The sequence below is a fragment of the Achromobacter sp. ACM04 genome (assembly GCF_014851465.1).
GTDB lineage: Bacteria > Pseudomonadota > Gammaproteobacteria > Burkholderiales > Burkholderiaceae_B > Achromobacter > Achromobacter aegrifaciens.
Map to the genome: position 1 here is coordinate 847093 of NZ_JACUZS010000001.1, position 18617 is coordinate 865709.

Genomic DNA, 18617 nt, shown 5'->3' on the forward strand with positions numbered 1-18617 from the left:
GATCACTGGAACGGCGGCGAGTACAGCAGCCCGCCCTGGTTCCATTGCGCGTTCAGGCCGCGCTCCAGCCTCAGCGGCGTTGCGGCGCCCAGATTGCGGTTCCAGACTTCGCCATAGTTGCCCACGGCCTTGATGGCGTTGCGGGCCCAGCCTTCGTCCAGCCCGAAGCTCTTGCCTATGCCGGGGTCCACGCCCAGCAGGCGGCGTACCTGGGCATCGCTGCTTTGCGCCTGGTTGTCGGCGTTCTGCGCGGTGATGCCGAGTTCCTCGGCCGCCACCAGCGCGTTGATGGTCCACCGGACGATGGCGGCCCAGTTGGCGTCGTCTTGCCGCACGAAGGGGCCTAGCGGCGATTTGTTGATGCGTTCAGGCAGGATGACGAAGTCGTCCGGCTGGCCGGCTCGCGCCGCGCGGCTGGCGGCCAGGGTGGACGCATCCGACAGGTAGACGTCGCAGCGTCCTGCGTAAAAGGCCTGTTCGAGCTCGACCAGATTCTCGATGACGACCGGACGATAGCTCAGCTTGTGCTTCTTGAAGTAGTCGACCAGGTTCTGCTCGTTGACCGTACCAGGCTGCACGCAGACCTGCGCGCCTTCGAGCTCTGTCGCGCTCTTGACACCCAGCTTGCGCGGCACCAGAAAGCCCTGGCCGTCATAGAACACGATGCCGGCGGACGCGATGCCCAAGCCGGCGTCGCGGCTGGAGGTAATCGTGGTGTTGCGGTTCAGCACATCGATCTCGCCCGACTGGAGCGCAGGAAAACGTTGCTGCGAACTCAACGGCACGAAGCGCGTCTTCTCCGGATCGCCGAGCACGGCGGCGGCCAGCGCGCGGCAGAGGTCCGCATCCAGGCCGGTCCAACGGCCTTGCTTGTCGGCAATGGACAAGCCGGCAGATCCCTGGCTCACGCCGCAGACCAGTTCGCCGCGTTTCTTGATGGTCTCGACCGTGCCCGCATGAGCCGCGCCGGCCAGCGCCAGCATCGCCGCCACGCCCGCGATCTTCAGTTGTTGAGTCAAACGCATGCCATTCCTTTGTTTGATGCAGTCCGGAAAGGCAGGAATTCTATGGGTGCTATGACGTTCGGCGAGCGACTATATGGTCATATGGATATAAAAACTAAGCCTTACTCAAATCTGCGTCATATACCTAGAATCGCTGCATACCAAGTTGAAATGACGGAGCGGTGGCGCATGAGCTGGCAGGACGAATTCAGGCAGTTGTTTCCGATCACGCAAGACCAGGCTTACGCCAACATTGCCTACACCAGCCCGCTGGCGCCCAAGGTGGCCGAGGCGGTCGGCGCATTTTTCCAAGGCATAACCTACGCACGCAGCGACAAGCCCCAGTGGCTGCGGGACGCAGATGCGTTGCGCTTGCGGCTGGCCCGCCTGATCGGCGGCGACGCCAAGCGCCTGGCTTTCACCAAGAACACCACCGAAGGGTTGAACATCGTTGCGCAGGGGCTGGCCTGGCAGGAAGGCGACAACCTGGTGGTGGACGACCAGGAGCATCCCACCAATGCCTTGCCCTGGTTGAACCTGCGGCGCCGTGGCGTCCAGGTGCGCGTGGCGCAGGCGAATTCGCATCGCTACACGGTGGATGACCTTTGGCAGCATGTGGATGCGCGCACGCGGCTGATTGCAGTGTCCTGGGTGCAGTACGGCACCGGCCTGCGCACCGATATCGCCGAACTGGGCCGGCGCTGCGCCGAACGCGGCATCTTTCTGGTCGTCGACGGGATTCAGGGCGCGGGGCTGTTGCGCGTCAACGTGGATGAATGGGGCGTGGATGCCTTTGCTTGCGGCGCGCATAAGGGCATGCTTGGACCGCTGGGCGTGGGCCTGCTGCATGTATCGCCCCGGCTGCTCGAAGCCCTGGATCCGCTGTATATCGGACCTTCCGGCGTCAACACGCTGGATAAATCCGGACTGCAATGGCAGGTGGGCATCGCCGATGCTACTGACGCCCGCAGGCTCGAATCGGGCAACCTGAACTATCCGGGCATCGCGGGCTGGGCCGGCGCGCTGGACCTGATCGAAGGCGCGCGGCCCGAACGTATCGAGCCCTGGGTGCTGGAGCTTTCCGAAGCGCTGAGCACGGGCTTGCGCGGAGTGGGCCTGCAGGTCGTGTCACCGGCCGGTCCGGAATTCCGCAGCACGACGACGGCGCTGCGCGTGCCGGATCCCGCGGCCGCGCTGGCGCATCTGACACAATCCGGGATCGTGGCCAGCATAGTGGAGTATGGTTACGTGCGCTTGTCCGTCGGCGCCTATAACAATCATGCGGACGTGGAACGCATACTGCGCGCAGCGCGGACGCTTCCCGTCTGAGAAGAATCATTGATAAGCAACACTTCAGGAGATACTGATGACCGAAGCGAAGAAGCCCCAGTGGCGGCTTGAAACCGTGGCCGTGCATGGCGGCTACCGCCCCGATCCGACCACGCGCGCCGTGGCCGTGCCCATCTACCAGACCGTGGCCTACGCGTTCGACGACACGCAGCACGGCGCCGACCTGTTCGACCTCAAGGTGCCGGGCAATATCTACACCCGCATCATGAACCCGACCACCGACGTGCTGGAGCAGCGCGTGGCGGCCCTGGAGGGCGGCATCGCCGCGCTGGCGCTGGCCTCGGGCCAGGCCGCGGTGACCTACGCCATCCTGACCATCGCCGAGGCGGGCGACAACATCGTCTCGTCCAGCACACTGTACGGCGGCACCTACAACCTGTTCGCGCACACGCTGCCGCAATACGGCATCACTACGCGTTTCGCCAATCCTTCCGACCTGGCCGCCTTCGAGGCCCAGATCGACGACCGCACCAAGGCCATCTTCGCGGAATCCGTGGGCAATCCGCTGGGCAACATCACCGACATCGCCGCCTTGGCCGACCTGGCGCACCGCCACGGCCTGCCGCTGATCGTCGACAACACCGTGCCGTCGCCGTACCTGCTGCGTCCCATCGAGCACGGCGCCGACATCGTGGTGCAGTCGCTGACCAAGTACCTGGGCGGCCACGGCACCAGCCTGGGCGGCGCCATCATCGACTCGGGCAAGTTCCCGTGGGCCGAGCATAAAGAGCGCTTCAAGCGCCTGAATACGCCGGACGTCAGCTACCACGGCGTGGTCTACACCGAAGCCTTCGGTCCGGCCGCCTACATCGGCCGCGCCCGCGTGGTGCCGCTGCGCAATACCGGCGCGGCGATCTCGCCCTTCAACTCGTTCCAGATCCTGCAAGGCATCGAGACCCTGGCGCTGCGCGTGGACCGCATCGTCGAGAACACCGTCAAGATCGCCAAGTACCTGCGTGAACATCCGAAGGTCGAGTGGGTCAACTACGCCGGCCTGCCGGACCATCCCGACCACGCGCTGGCGCAGAAGTACCTGGGCGGCAAGGCGCCCGGGCTCTTCACCTTCGGCGTGAAGGGCGGCCGCGAGGCCGGCGCGCGCTTCCAGGACGCACTGCAGCTGTTCACCCGCCTGGTCAATATCGGCGACTCCAAGTCGCTGGCCACGCACCCCGCATCCACCACGCACCGCCAGCTCAATCCCGAAGAGCTGCAGAAAGCCGGCGTGCGCGAGGAAACCGTGCGCCTGTCGATCGGCATCGAGCATATCGACGACCTGCTGGCGGATCTGGATCAGGCGCTGGCGCAGGTGTAAGCCATGACGATGCTTCCCCGCAGAACCTTGTTGAAGCTGGCCGCGGGCTTGCCCGCGCTGGCAGCCGCGGGAGCGGCCGGGGCGGCAGCCCCGGCTGCCCCGGCCGCAAAGGCCCGCAACTACGTCCTGGCCCACGGCTCCTGGCATGGCGGCTGGTGCTGGCGTCCGGTGGCGGACCGCCTGCTGGCGGCCGGCCACCGCGTGTACGCGCCCAGCTACACCGGCATGGGCGATCGCGCCCATCTGCTGAGCAAGAACATCACCATCGACACCTTTGTCGAGGACCTGGTCCAGGTCATCGAGACCCAGGAACTGAAGGACGTGATCCTGGTGGGCCATAGCTTCGGCGGCATTCCCATCACGGGCGTGGCCGAACGGATTCCGCAGCGGCTGGCGCATCTGGTGTACTTCGACGCCATCGTGCTGCAAAGCGGCCAGAATGCATTCTCGGTGTATCCGAAGGCGGATGCCGACGCGCGCATCGCCACGGCCTCGAAGGCCACCGATGGACTGGCCGTGCCGATTCCCGATCCGCTGCCGGCGGCCTGGGGATTCACGCCGGGCAGCGCGGACCATGATTGGGTCAAGCGCCGCCTGACCGCCCATCCGCTGGCCAGCTACACCACGCCGCTGAACCTGAAAAACCCCATCGGCAATGGCGTGGCCCGCACCTATGTCCATTGCACCCAGCCCGAGCTGGCCGTGCTGGATGAATCGCGCAAGCTGGTGCAGTCCCAAGCGGGCTGGAACTGGGTCGACATCGCCGCGCCGCACGAAGCCCACATCACGCATCCGGCCTTGCTGGCGGATCTGCTGCTGGGCCTGGCCTGAGCCGGCACGGCCAGGATGGGCGGCTGATACGGTCGCCCGAGCATCGCAGTTTGCGGGCATCATGCGGGATTGCGCCGGGCCGCCAGTGCCCGCGCGTCCGATGCCGACCCGCAGGAGACCTCCATGGCCCGTCCGACCGTCCACGCCGCGCTGCCCGCGGATCTGCAAGCCTGGCTGCGACAGCATGCCGATGCGCTGGACGACGGCAGCATGGACGCGGCGGTAGTGTTGCCGCAACTGGCTGCCGCCGACGTGTTGCGCCATGGCGTGCCCGTGGCGCAGGGCGGCTTGCCAGACACGGATATCGGCGACGCGATCGAAATGATCGCGCAATTGGCGGAGCTTTCTGTTGCCGGGGCCTTCGTGGCCTGGAGCCAGCGAGTCTTCATCGAGTATCTGCTGCGCAGCCCCAACAAGGCTCTTGCGGAAGCCTGGCTGGCGCCGCTGCTGAAGGGTGAGCAGGCCGGTGCGACCGCGCTGTCGAACGCCATGAAGTTCCTGAGCGGCATCGAGTCGCTGCAGATCGCCGCGCGCGAGGCGGACGGCGCGTGGGTGCTGGACGGCCGGATGCCCTGGGTCACCAATCTGCGGCCCCAGGGCTTCCTGGTGGCCGCCGCTGTTGCCGCGCCCGATGGAACGCCGGCGGTGGTCGCGCTGCCGCATGGCATCGCGGGACTTGCCCGCAGCCCGGACCTGCCTTTGTTGGCGCTGCAATCGACCCACACCGCGGCGCTGGACCTGCGCGGCGTGCGCATGGGTCCCGAATGGATCATCCATCCTGATGCGCGCGAGTATCTGCCCCAGGCCAGGCCGGCCTTTGCGGGCATGCAATGCGGCCTGTCCATCGGCCTGGCGCGGGGCGCTTTGCGCGCCGCGCAACAGGCAGGGCAGGGCCTGGCCTCGCGCGGCATCCTGGGCCAGCCGCTGCAAGCGCTGGAGACGCAGTTGCACGCGCTGACGGCGGGTTTGATCGATGGGGTGCGCAGCGGGAGCTTCGTCTCGCAGCCCTGGCGGCTGTTCGAGCTCCGCATCGCCTTGGCCGAAGCGGCCCAGCAGGCGGTGCAGCTGGAACTGCAGGCCAGCGGCGGCGCGGCCTATCTGCGGCCGGCTGGCGCAGGCTTTGCGCGGCGCTGGCGGGAAGCGGCATTCCTGCCCATCGTCACGCCCAGCCTGGTGCAATTGAAGACGGAGCTGGCCAAGCGCCAGGCGCGGCTGGCGGCCGAAGCGGGTGGATAGCGGCGCGGCGAGGCCGCGACGGCCGGGTCTTATCGCCGTATGCCTTTGCCATTGACCGGGCAGACAATCTCGCGCAGCTTGCGCTGCACGGGGTCTTGCGCGATTGGCGCGTTGCGGATGCCGGGCGGAGGCAGGGACTCGACGATGGGGCCGGTGGCGTTCTCGCCCGCATGGTGCACGACCTGGCTGACGGTATAGGTGCCGGCGGTGCAGTTCATGGTGACCGGCTGGATCACGGAGCGGTAGGGTTGCCCGTTGGCGGCGGAAATCTTGGGCTGGGCGTAGAACCAGGCTACGTTCACGGCCATCACGGCCGGGCGCTCCGATACCACCTTGATCGACGCGCTGTCGTAGAACACGCCAGGCATGGCTTGGGGGTCCAACGGCAGCCAGGCTGCTGCGGCGGACGGCATGTCGCCGGGCGGCGCGGCCTGCGCGGGGTGGACCCAGGCGGTCACGGCCAGGGCGATCAGGAATGCGTGCCTTGCGGTCATTGGTGTTTTCCGGTGGTGGCGCGGCGCGCCGGCGCCAGGCTTGTGGCCATGGCGTGTACCTGATCATACCGGGCAGGGCGCGTGCGCGCGGAGCGAATACGTCCGAGGGGCGGCGGGGCCTAAGCCGTCAACACATATTCCGGATAGCGCCTGCAGATCTCGGCTACTTGGCTGAGGGTGCCCGAAAGGTGTTCCCGCAGCACCTGCTGGGCGCGCTGCGGGTTCTGCGCGACGATGGCGTCCAGCAGGCGCTGGTGGTCGTCCAGGATGCGCTCGGCCTTGCCGGCCTCGGGCAGGTGCAGGCGGCGCAAGCGGTCCAGGTGGCCGCTGTAGCGTTGCGCCAGTTCCCACAGCCGGGTCACGCCGGCGGCTTCGTGCATGTCGCGGTGGAAGGCCTGGTCGGCGTCGATGAAGCGCTGGTACTGGCTGCTGGCGTGGCTGGCGCGCTGCAGGTCGATGCTGGCCTGCAGGCGCTGGAAGAGCTGCGGATCCGGGCGCTGCGCCAGCATCTGCACGATCTCGAGCTCCAGCGAGCGGCGCAGGAAATGCGCCTCGCGGGCGGCGTCCACATCGATGCGGCTGACCACCGTGGTGTGCTGCGGATAGATCTCGACCAGCGCTTCCTCGGCCAGCCGCATCAGCGCGTCGCGGATCGGGGTCTGGCTCAGGCCGTAGGTTTCCGCCAGCGTGATGCGCGACAGGGGCGTGCCCGGAGCCAGTTCCAGGGACACGATCTGTTCGCGTAGATGTTCGAAGACCTGGGGCGCGGCGTGGCGCGAACGGTCCAGTCTGAGCTTGGTGCTTTGCATCGGGTCGCGTGCGGAGTTGGGCCTGAAGAGTAACGGAGTTTAGCGGGTTTTTACCTAGCTGACGCACTAATGTATTAGTGTTTAAATGGCCCGGTCAACATTGCGAAAGACCGCCTCACCCCTATGAAACGCTCCTACGAAAGCCTGCGCAGCGCCGCCTGGATGGCCCGGGACGACCTGCGTTCCTTCGGCCACCGCTCCCGCATGATGCAGATGGGCTATGGCCCCGACGACTGGGCGGGCCGCCCGGTCATCGCCATCATCAACACCTGGTCGGACCTTAATCCCTGCCACAGCCACTTCAAGCAGCGCGTCGAGGACGTCAAGCGCGGCGTGTTCCAGGCGGGCGGGTTTCCGGTGGAGCTGCCCGCGATTTCGGTATCGGAATCCTTCGTCAAGCCGACCACCATGCTGTACCGCAACTTCCTGGCCATGGAGACCGAAGAGCTGCTGCGCAGCCATCCGGTCGACGGCGCGGTGCTCATGGGCGGCTGCGACAAGACCACGCCGGGTCTCATCATGGGCGCGGTCAGCGCCGGGCTGCCTTGCGTCTACGTGCCCGCCGGCCCCATGCTGCGCGGCAACTGGAAGGGCAAGATCCTAGGGTCCGGGTCGGATGCCTGGAAGCTCTGGGACGAGCGCCGCGCCGGCAAGATCACGCAGGAGCAATGGACCGAGGTCGAGGGTGGCATCGCCCGCAGCTACGGCACCTGCATGACCATGGGCACGGCCAGCACCATGACCGCCATCGCCGAAGCCATAGGCATGACGCTTCCGGGCGCCTCCTCGATCCCGGCGGCGGACGTCAACCATATGCGCATGTCGGCCGAATGCGGCCGGCGCGTGGTGGAGATGGTCTGGGAGGACCTGACGCCGCAGCGCATCCTGAGCCTGGCCTCCTTCAAGAACGCCATCAACGTGGCGATGGCCATGGGCTGCTCCACCAATGCCATCGTGCACCTGGTCGCCATGTCGCGCCGCGCCGGCTGCGCCGTGGGCCTGGACGACTTCGACGCCGCCAGCCGCAAGGTCCCGGTGATCGCCAACATCCGGCCCAGCGGTGACACCTATCTGATGGAAGACTTCTTCTACGCGGGCGGGCTGCCGGCGCTGATGTCGCGGCTGCAGGATCATCTGGATCCGTCCGCCATGACAGTCACCGGCAAGACCCTGGGCGAGAACATCGCCGGCGCCGAGGTCTACAACGACGACGTGATCCGCCCGCTGGACCAGGCCATCTACGACGAAGGCGCGCTGGCCGTGCTGCGCGGCAATATCGCGCCGGACGGCTGCGTCATCAAGCCCAGCGCCTGCGCGCCGCAGTACCTGCGCCACACCGGCCCGGCCCTGGTGTTCGACGACTACCCCAGCATGAAGGCCGCGGTGGACGACGAGAACCTGGACGTCACGGCCGACCACATCATGATCCTGCGCAATGCCGGACCCCAGGGCGGTCCCGGCATGCCGGAGTGGGGCATGCTGCCCATTCCGACCAAGCTGGTGAAGCAGGGCGTGCGCGACATGCTGCGCCTGTCCGACGCCCGCATGAGCGGCACCAGCTACGGCGCCTGCATCCTGCACGTGGCGCCGGAAAGCTATATCGGGGGCCCGCTGGCCCTGGTGAAGACGGGCGACCTGATCACCGTCGACGTGCCCGCGCGCAGCATCCACCTGAACGTCAGCGACGAAGAACTGGCCGCGCGCCGCGCCGCCTGGACGCCGCCGCCCCGGCGCTACGAGCGCGGCTACGGCTGGATGTACTCGAAGCACATCCTGCAAGCCAACGACGGCTGCGATTTCGATTTCCTGGAAACCGCTTTCGGCGCGCCCGTGCCCGAACCCGAGATCTTTTAAAGCGTCATCCGCGCCCATCCCACCGTCTTCAGAATACGGAGCCATCGTGTCCCAAATGAATCCCGAAACCCGCGCCCGCCTGGCCGGCGTCAGCACCGCCACCCTGTGCACGGCCTTGTTCAAGCGCGGCCTGCGCAACCAGTTCATCCAGGACGTGCGTCCACTGAACGCCACGCTGCCCAATATGGTCGGCCCGGCGTTCACCCTGCGCTACATCCCCGCGCGCGAGGACCTGAACACCATCAAGGTGTTCGAGGACCGCGCCCATCCGCAGCGCGTTGCAGTCGAGACCTGCCCTGAAGGCGCGGTGCTGGTCATGGACAGCCGCAAGGACGCGCGCGCGGCTTCCGCCGGTTCCATCCTGGTGACGCGGCTGATGAAGCGCGGCGTGGCTGGCGTGGTGACGGACGGCGGCTTTCGCGATTCGCCCGAGATTGCCGAACTGGGCTTTGCCGCCTATCACCAGCGGCCTTCGGCGCCCACCAACCTGACCCTGCACCAGGCCTTGGATATCAACGCACCCATCGGCTGCGGCGACGTGGCGGTGTGGCCGGGCGACATCGTCGTGGGTGACCGCGAGGGCGTGGTGGTGATCCCCGCCCATCTGGCCGACGAGATCGCGGTCGAGGCCGTGGAAATGACGGCCTTCGAGGACTTCGTGACCAGCGAGGTGCAGCAGGGCGCGTCCATCCTGGGGCTGTATCCGCCCACGGATCCCGCCACCAAGGACAAGTTCGCCGCATGGCGCAAGCAACAGGGCCGCTGAGCCTTGCCGCCGGCGCAGCCGGCAACCCTACAAGCCAAACAAGAGGCAGGAGACAACCATGAACACGCAACGACGCGGCGCGCTGGCCGCGCTGCTGGCCGCCGCCATGCTGGGCACGTTGGCGGCGCCCGCGCAGGCCGCCGACTGGCCCGCGCAGAAGCCGATTTCCTATGTGGTGCCGTTCACCGTGGGCGGCTCGACCGACGTGGTGGGCCGGGTGCTGGCCCAGAAGCTGGGCGACCGCCTGCACCAGAACGTCATCGTCGAGAACAAGCCCGGTGCCGCGGGCGGCATCGGCGCGACCTATGTGGCCAAGGCGCCGCCGGATGGCTACACCCTGTTCGGCGGCACCATCAGCACGCATGCCATCAACGCCAGCCTGTACAAGAACCTGAAGTACGACCCGGTCAAGGATTTCGAGCCGGTCTCGCTGATCGCCTACCTGCCCAACGTATTGCTGGTGGATCCGAACCTGGGCGTGAATTCCGTGGCCGACCTGATCGCGCTGTTGAAACGCGACCCTTCCAAGCGCACCTTCGCGTCCTCGGGCGCCGGCACCTCCACGCACCTGGCGGGCGAACTGTTCTCCAGCATGATAGGGGTGCCGCTCACGCACGTGCCGTACAAGGGCACGCCGCCCGCCATGGTCGACGTGTCCTCGGGCGCGGTGACCTTCATGTTCGACCAGATGACGGCGGCCTTGCCCCTGCTGCAGACCGGCAAGCTCAAGCTCCTGGCCGTGACCACCAAGGACCGCATCGCCTTGGCGCCGGAGGTGCCGACCATGCAGGAGGCCGGCGTGCCGGGCTTCCAGATGGCGTCCTGGCAGGCGGTGTACGCGCCCAAGGGCACGCCCAAGCCCATTCTCGACAAGCTGTCGCAGGAAATCGCGGTGATCCTGAAAGAGCCGGACGTGCAGGAGAAGCTGGGCAAGACCATGGGCATGGAACTGGTCGGCAGCACGCCCGAACAGCTGCGCGACCTGATGGCGACGGAGATCCCGCGCTGGGCGGAAGTGGTGAAGAAGTCGGGCGCGACGGTCGAGTAAGCGGATCGGGCAAAGGGGGGACGGCATATCGGCGCCGTCCCCGCCGCCGCTCAGGATGTCACCATCAGGGCTTCAAGTTCAGCTTCGGCACCAGCGCCTTGAACGCCTCTTCCTGGCGCGCCACGTCGGCCGTGAATTGCGGCTGGTCGGCATAGGAGGGCGTCAGGTTCTGCTTGCGCATCAGCGCCTGGAAGTCCTGCGATTGCGCGACTTGGCGGGCCGCGGTGCGCCATTTTTCAACCGCGTCCGCGGGCGTGGCCTTGGGCAGGCCGATGCCGCGCCAGACGCTGAATTGCAGGTCCGCGCCTTTTTCCTTCATGGTCGGGACGGAGGGCAGGTTGTCCAGGCGCTTGGGCGCCATGACCGCCAGGGTGCGCAGCTTGCCGGTTTCCACGTGCTGCTGCAGTTCGGCGTAGGCAACCGTGGTGGCCTGCACGTCGCCCGCCAGGAGACCCATGATGGCCGGGGCCGAGCCCTGGTAGGGCACGTGCACGAACTTCACGCCAGCCTGTTCGCCCAGCGCCGCCGCCGCCATGTGCGGCACCGTGCCGATTCCGGCGTTGGACACGGCGACGCGTTCGGGATTCTTCTTGGCGTCCGCCAGGAATTCCTCCACCGTCTTCCAGGGCGCATCGGCGCGTACCGTGACCGACGAGGGATCGTCGGTGAAGCGGGCGATGGGCTGGAAGTCGCCGACCGTGGTCTTGCCTATGCCCATCAGGGGCACCACCAGCATTTCAGGCGTCATCAGCACCAGCCGGTAGCCGTCGGGCTGCGCGTTGGCCACGTAGGCCCAGCCGATGGAGCCGCTGGCGCCCGGCTTGTTGATCACCACCGTGGGCTGCGCCAGCATGGGCGGGCGCACCGCCTCGGCGATGGCGCGCGCGGTGTTGTCGCTGCCGCCGCCGGGCTGGTAGGCGACCACCAGTTCCATCGAGCGGGCGGGGTAGTCCGCGGCGTGCGCGGCGGACAGGACGGAAACTGCGGACAGGGCGCTGAAGGCCAGCGCGGACAGGCGGTATGGGCGCATGGTGGCGGCTCCGGTATTAGTAGCCCAGGGCGGAAAGATCCGCGAGCGTCTGTTTGGTGATGGCGATGGTGCGTTCGCGTTCGGCCCCGGCCAGGTCCAGGCGCGGCGGCTTGACGGTTTCGGCGCTGCCGGTGATCAGGTGCTCGGCCAGCTTGATGTGCTGCACCAGCTTGACCACCGTGTCCAGGTGGAACAGCGGCGTCAACGCGGCGTAAAGCTTGCGGGCCCGCACGAAATCGCCCTCGACGGCCAGTTTCAGCAGGTCGACCGAGGCGCGGGGCACGGCGTTGGCCATACCCGACACCCAGGCCGTCACGCCCAGCGCGGCGCTTTCCAGGATCAGGTCATCCACGCCGCAGACCACGGCAAGACGGTCGCCGAAGCGCGTGATCAGGTCGGTCACGCGGGTGGTGTCGTAGGACTCTTCCTTGATGGCGACGATGGTCGGCTCTTCCAGCAATTCGGCCACCAGGTCCGGGGTCAGGTCCACGCCGTAGCCGCGCGGATTGTTGTAGAGCAGGATGGGCAGGGCGCTGGCGCGCGCCACCTCGCGATAGAAGGCCACGGTCTCGCGGCCGTCGGACTTGTAGGTCAGGCCGGGGAACACCATCAGGCCATTCACGCCGATGCGCTCGGCTTCCTGCGCGAAGGCCGCGGCGCGGGCGGTGCCGGTTTCCGCCACGCCGGAAATCACCGGCACACGGCCGCGCACGGTGTCGACGGCGGTGCGCAGCACCTGCAGCTTTTCTTCGGGCGAGAGCTGGGCGTTTTCGCCCACCATGCCCATCATCACGACGCCGCCCACGCCGTTCTCGATCAGCCGTTCCAGTCCCTGGCGGATGGCCTCCAGATCCAGCGAAAAATCGGGTTTCAGCTTGGTGGTGACGGCGGGAAATACGCCTTGCCATTGAATGCTCATGCTGCGGCTCCTGATGCGTGATCCATCCGGTGCAATCCGGTTGGATAGTGGTTATTGGATATTGGATCCAAAAATATGGGGCTTAAAAAAACGAGGCTCGGGCCTCGGTCCGTCGCCCTTGGGGGCGCCGGCTTGAACTGGATCATGGATCCAATATACTCACATTAAAAGGGCTGCGGGTAGCGGCTGTCTCTCGGGGTTTTCCTGGGCATGGCGGCCCTGTTTTCCGCCCAGTCCTGCCGTGCCGCCCCCGCCGCACGGTGCAACCAGGCAGGTTTCATGTCCCAGAATTCGCCGCTTTCCGCTTCCAATCCGTCCCGTTCCCAGACCGCCAGCCCCGGCCGCCTCGTGCGCAAGACCGCCGTCGAACTGGTGGTCGACGAACTGCGCGACCGCATCCTGTCCGGCGCGATTCCCCCCGGTTCCGCGCTGCGCCAGGAACTGTTCGCCGAGGAACTGGGGGTGAGCCGCCTGCCCGTGCGCGAGGCCATCCGCCAGCTCAGCGCCGAAGGACTGATCGACATGATCCCGCATCGCGGCGCCTACGTTTCCATGCTGTCGCGCGCCGAGGTGCAGGAGTTCTTCGACATCCGCCTGCGGCTGGAGCCGTGGCTGTTGCGCCTGGCCGTGCAGCAGCATCAGACGCAGGATCTGGATCTGGCGAGCCAGGTGGTGGCGCAGATGGACACGGCCGAGCCTGAGCAATGGGGCCGCCTGAACTGGCAGCTGCATGAACTGCTGTACCGCTCGGCGCAACGTCCCGCCGCGCTGGCCATGGTGCGCGCGCTGCATGAAAAATCCGAACGCTATTTCCGCTTCCAGATCGTCAACGCGCCGATTCGCCAGCAAGCCCACGACGAGCACAGCGAACTGATCGCGCTCGCCCGGCAGGGGCGGGCCGAAGACGCCGAGGCCGCGCTGGAGCGGCACATCGGCGAAGCCGCCGAGCAGATACTCGCCATCGTCGACCATCTGCTGGATGCGTCGGCGCTGCAGGAACCTGCCTAGACGTCCAGCTCCAGCGTGCCGCAGCCGCGCGACACGCAGACCATCATGCTGCGGTTGGCGGCGCGTTCCTCGTCGCTGAGCACGTAGTCGCGGTGGTCGACCTTGCCGGACAGCACGCCGGCTTCGCAGCTGCGGCACAGGCCTTCCCGGCAAGAGTACGGCCAGGCGACGCCGGCCGCTTCCAGCACATCCAGCACCGACTTGTCCGCGGGCACTTCGTGGCAGCCGCCGCTGCGCGCGAGCCGCACGGCAAAGCTTGAACCGGGCTCGGCCGCAGCAGGCGCGCTGGCGGAAAAGCGCTCGAAATGCACGCGCGCCGCGGCGATTCCGCCGCGTTCGCAGGCCGTGGCCACGGCATCCATCAACGGCCCGGGGCCGCAGCAATAGACATGCAAGCCTGGTTCCCCCAGCGCGCCCAGATAGGCGTCGAGGTCGCAGCGCGCGCCGCCTTGTTCGCTGTCGACATGCAGCGTCACTCGTTCGCCGTGCAAGGCCAGTTCAGACAGGTAGGCTGCCGCGTCGCGGTCGCGCACGCAGTACAGCAGCCGCCAGGGCTCGCCGCGCCTGACGCTTGCATGGATCATGCTGAGGATGGGCGTGATGCCTATGCCGCCCGCGATGAAGACATGGCCGGCGGCCTGCGCATGCAGCCCGAACAATTGCCTGGGCTCGCCGATATCCACCAGGTCGCCCTCGCGCAGCTGTTCATGGATGTAGCGTGAACCGCCGCGCGTCGCGGCCGCCAGGCCGATGCCCAGCCGGTACACGCCCAGTTCCGCCGGGTCGCCGCAAAGGGAATACTGCCTGACCAGGCCATTGCCCAACGCCACATCCACATGCGCGCCGGCCTCGAAGGCCGGCAGTATGGCGCCGTCAGGACTGCGCAGCGTCAGGCCGAGCACGCCGCGCGCCTCGCGCACGATGCGGCTGATGACTAGCCGGCGCATTTCAGGCCACCGCCTGCGCAGGGCGCACGCCGGACGCGCCGGCTGCCTGCTGCTCTTCTTCGATGCGGCGCGCCACCACCCAGCGGAACTGGGACAGCCCGGCGTCGATGGACAGCGGCACCATCTTGAAGTCGGGCGCCAGGGACAGCGAGCGCTGCTGCGCGGTGATGATGTCGCGGTCTTCGTCGAAGGCATCCACCACGCTCTGGTGGATGGAGGCAGTGACCTCGGGCCGGTCGATCGAGAAGTTGTGCGGATGCGCGAAGAAGTAGTGCGTCGAGGTTTCGGTTTCGGGCGTCAGGGCCTGGCAGCCGCGGAATTCGATCGCGCCGGCGCGGTTTCCTTCTTGTGCACCGTCTCCGGCCGGGGCCATGCCCGAGTCCATCAGCAGGATGCCGGGCAGGGTGAAGTTGTAGATGTTCCAGCGGTCCACCAGGCCTGGCCATTCGCGGACCTTCTTGGCAAAGGCCGGCGCTTCGGTATTGAGCGTCCAGCGCGTGATGCGCACGCCGTCGGGCAGCCGGTCGACCTTGGGCGAGACCGAGGCATAGTCCTCGCTGCCGCCCAGCGTGGTTGGGTGCACGAAGGGCAGGTGGGAGAAGTCCAGCAGGTTGTCTGCGATCAGCAGATAGTTGACGTCATAGTGGATATAGCCGTCCAGGCTGCGCCAATCGGGATGGTCCAGCCATTGGGTGTCGGGGATGAGGGCCGGATCCGCGCGTTCCGGATCGCCCATCCAGATCCAGATCCAGCGGTGCCGCTCCACCACGGGAAAGGTCCGCACCCGGGCCTGAGGCGGAATGCGCGCCTGCGCCGGGGCCTCGACACAGGCGCCGCTGGGATCGAACTTCAGGCCGTGGTACATGCAGCGCACGCAGTCGCCTTCGCGCCGTCCCACCGACAAGGGCGCGCCGCGATGGCAGCAGCGGTCTTCCAGCGCCACCAGCCGGCCGGCGCCGTCGCGGTATATCAGCACGGGAACGCCGGTGATGGTACGAGAGAACAGGCCGTCGGCGCTGACTTCCTGGTCCCAGGCGGCGACGTACCAGGTGTTTTTGATGAACATGGATGAGCTCCTTGGTTTACTTGACGTAGCGCCAGGCGCCGTCCTTGATCTGCACCATGACAGCGGCGCGCTCGTCATAGCCCACGTGGTCGGTGGGCGACATGGTGGACACGCCTTGCGAGGTCACGGCGTCGCGCGTGGCTTCCAGCGCGTCGCGCAGGCCCGCCCTGAATTCCGGCGTGCCCGGCCTGGCCTTGGGCAAGGTGGTCTTCAGCGCCTGTTGCAGCACGATCCCGGCATCCCAGGCGTTGGCCGCGAACACCGACATGGAATCCTTGCCGTGGGCGGCTTCGTAGCGCTGCGTCAGGTCCATGGCGACCGCGCGTATCGGGTTGGCCTGGTCCAGCTGGCTGGCGACCACGACCGGGCCCACGGCGAACAAGGCGCCCTCGGCGTCCTTGCCGGCGATGCGCAGGAACTCGCGGTTGGCGATGCCGTAGGTCTGGTAGATGCGGCCGGCATAGCCGCGCTCGCGCAGGGACTTCTGCGGCAGCGCCCCGGGCGTGCCGGACGCCGCCACGATGACCGCGTCCGGCCTGGCGGCCAGCAGCTTCAGGGTCTGCGCCGTGACGCTAGTGTCCGTTTTCACGTAGCGCTCGGAGGCAACCAGCTTGATGCCGGCGCGCTGCGCCTGCGCGGAAACTTCGGCCAGCCAGCTGTCGCCGTAGGCGTCCGCAAAGCCGATGTAGCCCAGCGTCTTCACGCCGGCGGCCTGCATGTGCGCGACGGTGCTGGCGACCATCAGGTTTTCGTTCTGCACCACCTTGAACACCCAGTGGCGCTGCGCGTCCATCGGTTCGACCAGCTTGGCCCCGGCCGCCAGGCTCATCAGCGGCACTTTCTTCTCCTGGGCGATAGGCAGCAAGGTCAGGGTGGCGGGGGTGACGGACGTACCCAGCACCACATCCACGTTATGCTCGTCGACCAGCCTGCGGAAGGCGCGGGCGGCGCCGGTGGCGTCCGAGGCATCGTCCAGCACGATGTAGCGTACCGCCTCGCCCGCGATCTCGCGCGGCAGCAGGTCTATCGCGTTCTTGGCCGGGCCACCCAGCGATGCGGCCGGGCCGGTGAGCGACAGGATGACGCCGACGCCGACATCGGCCGAGGCGGCGTTACAGGACAGCAGGGCGCACGAAACCAGCACCGCGCGCACGGGGTGTAGAAGGGGCTTCAAGATGTTGTCTCCTTGTGGAAACGCCGGTCTGCGCGGCGTTTGACAAGACGATAGATAGCGGCGGAATATGCGTCAATGTCATGAGCATGATTCTGGAAATGCACGCTATGCATAACGAGAAACTGGACCTCAACCTGCTCGCCGTCTTCGACAGCCTGCTGCGCGAGCGCAGCGTGACCCGCGCCGGCGAGCAGCTCGGCCTGTCGCAAAGCGCCATGAGCCACGCCGTGAACCGCTTGCGCGCGTTCTTCGACGATCCGCTGTTCGTGAAGACCGGCCAGGGCATGCAGCCCACGCCCAAGTCCGAGAGCCTGGCGCCCACCATCCTGGCGCTGATGGCGACCATACGCGGCCAGGTGCTGTCGCAAGCGCAGTTCGATCCGGCCTCGGCGATGCGCGTGTTCACCCTGTGCATGACGGACATGGGCGAACTGGTGTTCCTGCCGCCGCTGATCAAGCGCTTGCGCGAACTGGCGCCGCATTGCACCCTGCGCACGCGCCAGGTGCCGCTGCAGCAGGTCGAGCCGCTGCTGGCGTCCGGCGAGGTGGATCTGGTGCTGGGATCGCTGCGGGCTGCGCCCCAGGGCCTGTTTCAGCAGCAGCTCTTCATGCACCGCTTCGTGACGCTGGTGAGCGTGAAGAACCAGGAGGTGGGCGACGAGCTGACCCTAGAACAATTCCAGCGCATGCCGCAGATCGTGGTGACCTTGGCCGGACGCTCGTCTGAAGCCTATGACAGCGCACTGGAGGAGCAGGGCGTCAAGCGCAACATTTTCCTGTCCACGCCGCACTTCCTGGTGGTGCCGCTATTGCTGGACCAGCACCCGGATCTCATCGCCACGGTGCCGCAGGAGTTGGGCAATGTGTTCGGCGGCTACGGCGTGGTCAAGGTGCTGGAGCCGCCGCTGCCGCTGCCGTCCTTCGCGCTGCGCCAGCATTGGCATCCGCGCTTTCACCAGGATCCGGCGATCATCTGGCTGCGGGAACTGGTGAAGGATACGTTCGATGGGTATCCGTGGGACGGGGCGAGGCTCAAGCAGGGTGGGCGCGACTAGAGATCCGCATAGCGCGGCAGCAGGTCCTGGTCCACCAGGCGCATCTCGATGCGGTTCGCCAATTCGACGTGGCTGGCGTTGTCCAGCGAAAACACTTCGTTCGCGACGCTGACGATGATGGTGCCGGTTTGCTTCTTTCCGGCAGCGGGAACGGGAATCAGAGCCTGGGCTTCCGGGACTTGCTCGGGAGTGATCACTTGGGGAAGGTAAAGCATCCAGCCGACGCCGGGTTTGTCGTCGAAAACCTGCTTTTCGTCGTAATAGCGTGGCGAGACGGCTATGTACTGCGCGACGAAGAGCTGGGCGATCGCGGCGACGATGTCCTTCACCGAAGCGGCGCCGCCAAAGCGGTCGTCGCGTCGCTTATGGTAAGAGACGGTCAGAGTGCACGGCCTGCCCCTGTCGTTGCCCTGCAGTTCAAGAACTACGCTGTTGCGCTGTTCTTCAGCGCCATTCCAAATAGAGATGGCAGTAAATGACCGATCAAGCCGATATTCGTTGTTCAACACGGCAAGAAACGCATTCGAGGGTTCGTCGCCCTCGAATGCAGGATACAACCTGGCTTCGTCAATTGACTCACCCTGCGAGAACCACTCCGTCAATCCGTCGGATTTGTCAGCCAGCAGCTTCGTGATCGCGTGCAGTCGACGAAGCATTTCGGGAAAATCGCCGGACTGATGTTTCGGGTCTTCAAATTGGCATGTGATAAGCATG

18 protein-coding genes are annotated in these 18617 nt (G+C 66.7%); 9 read left to right on the plus strand and 9 right to left on the minus strand.

The window, feature by feature from the left end; translation table 11 throughout:
* Positions 1-2: 2 nt before the first annotated feature.
* A complete protein-coding gene (locus IB259_RS04020; RefSeq protein ID WP_082401032.1) occupies positions 3-1025 on the minus strand; it encodes an amino acid ABC transporter substrate-binding protein in 1023 nt (340 codons plus the stop codon).
* 168 nt (positions 1026-1193) lie between these two features.
* Here IB259_RS04020 and IB259_RS04025 point away from each other — a divergent pair, with 168 nt between their 5' ends.
* From IB259_RS04025 to IB259_RS04040, 4 genes are all read left to right on the plus strand, one after another.
* The gene (locus tag IB259_RS04025) at positions 1194-2333 is read left to right on the plus strand and encodes an aminotransferase class V-fold PLP-dependent enzyme (RefSeq protein WP_054454713.1); all 1140 of its coding nucleotides are present in this window, start codon (positions 1194-1196) and stop codon (positions 2331-2333) included.
* A 37-nt stretch (positions 2334-2370) separates the two neighbouring features.
* The gene (locus IB259_RS04030; protein WP_119451164.1) at positions 2371-3666 is read left to right on the plus strand and encodes an O-acetylhomoserine aminocarboxypropyltransferase/cysteine synthase family protein; all 1296 of its coding nucleotides are present in this window, start codon (positions 2371-2373) and stop codon (positions 3664-3666) included.
* Positions 3667-3669: 3 nt separating this feature from the next.
* Positions 3670-4497 carry an alpha/beta fold hydrolase gene (locus IB259_RS04035; protein ID WP_225596772.1) on the plus strand — a complete coding sequence of 276 codons (828 nt, stop codon included), beginning with the start codon at positions 3670-3672 and terminating at the stop codon, positions 4495-4497.
* A 123-nt stretch (positions 4498-4620) separates the two neighbouring features.
* Positions 4621-5733 (plus strand): acyl-CoA dehydrogenase family protein, encoded by a 1113-nt coding sequence (locus tag IB259_RS04040; RefSeq protein WP_175180864.1) that lies wholly within the window; start codon positions 4621-4623, stop codon positions 5731-5733.
* 29 nt (positions 5734-5762) lie between these two features.
* Here IB259_RS04040 and IB259_RS04045 read toward each other — a convergent pair whose 3' ends face one another.
* Both IB259_RS04045 and IB259_RS04050 read right to left on the minus strand, forming a co-directional pair.
* The gene (locus tag IB259_RS04045) at positions 5763-6227 is read right to left on the minus strand and encodes a surface-adhesin E family protein (protein WP_054454705.1); all 465 of its coding nucleotides are present in this window, start codon (positions 6225-6227) and stop codon (positions 5763-5765) included.
* A gap of 119 nt (positions 6228-6346) precedes the next feature.
* Positions 6347-7036 (minus strand): GntR family transcriptional regulator, encoded by a 690-nt coding sequence (locus tag IB259_RS04050; protein WP_054454703.1) that lies wholly within the window; start codon positions 7034-7036, stop codon positions 6347-6349.
* A gap of 123 nt (positions 7037-7159) precedes the next feature.
* Here IB259_RS04050 and araD point away from each other — a divergent pair, with 123 nt between their 5' ends.
* The 3 genes from araD to IB259_RS04065 are packed head-to-tail and all read left to right on the plus strand — an operon-like array spanning position 7160 to position 10704.
* Complete coding sequence (araD, locus tag IB259_RS04055; RefSeq protein ID WP_175160679.1) at positions 7160-8890, plus strand: L-arabinonate dehydratase; 1731 nt, start codon at positions 7160-7162, stop codon at positions 8888-8890.
* A gap of 55 nt (positions 8891-8945) precedes the next feature.
* On the plus strand, positions 8946-9656 hold the full coding sequence (locus IB259_RS04060; protein WP_192328851.1) for a ribonuclease activity regulator RraA: 711 nt from the start codon (positions 8946-8948) through the stop codon (positions 9654-9656).
* 58 nt (positions 9657-9714) lie between these two features.
* Positions 9715-10704 carry a tripartite tricarboxylate transporter substrate binding protein gene (locus IB259_RS04065; protein ID WP_054454691.1) on the plus strand — a complete coding sequence of 330 codons (990 nt, stop codon included), beginning with the start codon at positions 9715-9717 and terminating at the stop codon, positions 10702-10704.
* Between the two features lie 64 nt (positions 10705-10768).
* On the opposite strand, the gene IB259_RS04070 is transcribed toward IB259_RS04065, so the two are convergent.
* Both IB259_RS04070 and IB259_RS04075 read right to left on the minus strand, forming a co-directional pair.
* Positions 10769-11734, minus strand: a complete 966-nt coding sequence (locus IB259_RS04070) for a tripartite tricarboxylate transporter substrate binding protein (protein WP_192327639.1) — start codon at positions 11732-11734, stop codon at positions 10769-10771.
* Positions 11735-11750: 16 nt separating this feature from the next.
* Complete coding sequence (locus IB259_RS04075; protein WP_054454681.1) at positions 11751-12653, minus strand: dihydrodipicolinate synthase family protein; 903 nt, start codon at positions 12651-12653, stop codon at positions 11751-11753.
* A gap of 279 nt (positions 12654-12932) precedes the next feature.
* Between IB259_RS04075 and IB259_RS04080 the strand changes: the two genes are divergently transcribed.
* Positions 12933-13661 (plus strand): GntR family transcriptional regulator, encoded by a 729-nt coding sequence (locus IB259_RS04080; RefSeq protein ID WP_225596773.1) that lies wholly within the window; start codon positions 12933-12935, stop codon positions 13659-13661.
* Here the strand turns inward: IB259_RS04080 and IB259_RS04085 are convergent.
* The 3 genes from IB259_RS04085 to IB259_RS04095 are packed head-to-tail and all read right to left on the minus strand — an operon-like array spanning position 13658 to position 16848.
* Positions 13658-14608, minus strand: a complete 951-nt coding sequence (locus IB259_RS04085) for a PDR/VanB family oxidoreductase (protein WP_192327642.1) — start codon at positions 14606-14608, stop codon at positions 13658-13660. The two genes, IB259_RS04080 and IB259_RS04085, sit on opposite strands and share 4 nt — an antisense overlap.
* 1 nt (position 14609) lies before the next feature.
* Entirely contained in the window at positions 14610-15674 is a 1065-nt protein-coding gene (locus IB259_RS04090) for an aromatic ring-hydroxylating dioxygenase subunit alpha (RefSeq protein ID WP_192327645.1), read from the minus strand.
* A gap of 16 nt (positions 15675-15690) precedes the next feature.
* The gene (locus tag IB259_RS04095) at positions 15691-16848 is read right to left on the minus strand and encodes an ABC transporter substrate-binding protein (protein WP_119451171.1); all 1158 of its coding nucleotides are present in this window, start codon (positions 16846-16848) and stop codon (positions 15691-15693) included.
* Positions 16849-16955: 107 nt separating this feature from the next.
* On the opposite strand from IB259_RS04095, the gene IB259_RS04100 reads away from it, so the two are divergent.
* On the plus strand, positions 16956-17903 hold the full coding sequence (locus IB259_RS04100) for a LysR family transcriptional regulator (protein WP_166738268.1): 948 nt from the start codon (positions 16956-16958) through the stop codon (positions 17901-17903).
* Here IB259_RS04100 and IB259_RS04105 read toward each other — a convergent pair.
* Positions 17900-18616 (minus strand): immunity 52 family protein, encoded by a 717-nt coding sequence (locus tag IB259_RS04105; RefSeq protein ID WP_054454904.1) that lies wholly within the window; start codon positions 18614-18616, stop codon positions 17900-17902. The two genes, IB259_RS04100 and IB259_RS04105, sit on opposite strands and share 4 nt — an antisense overlap.
* Position 18617: the final 1 nt, after the last annotated feature.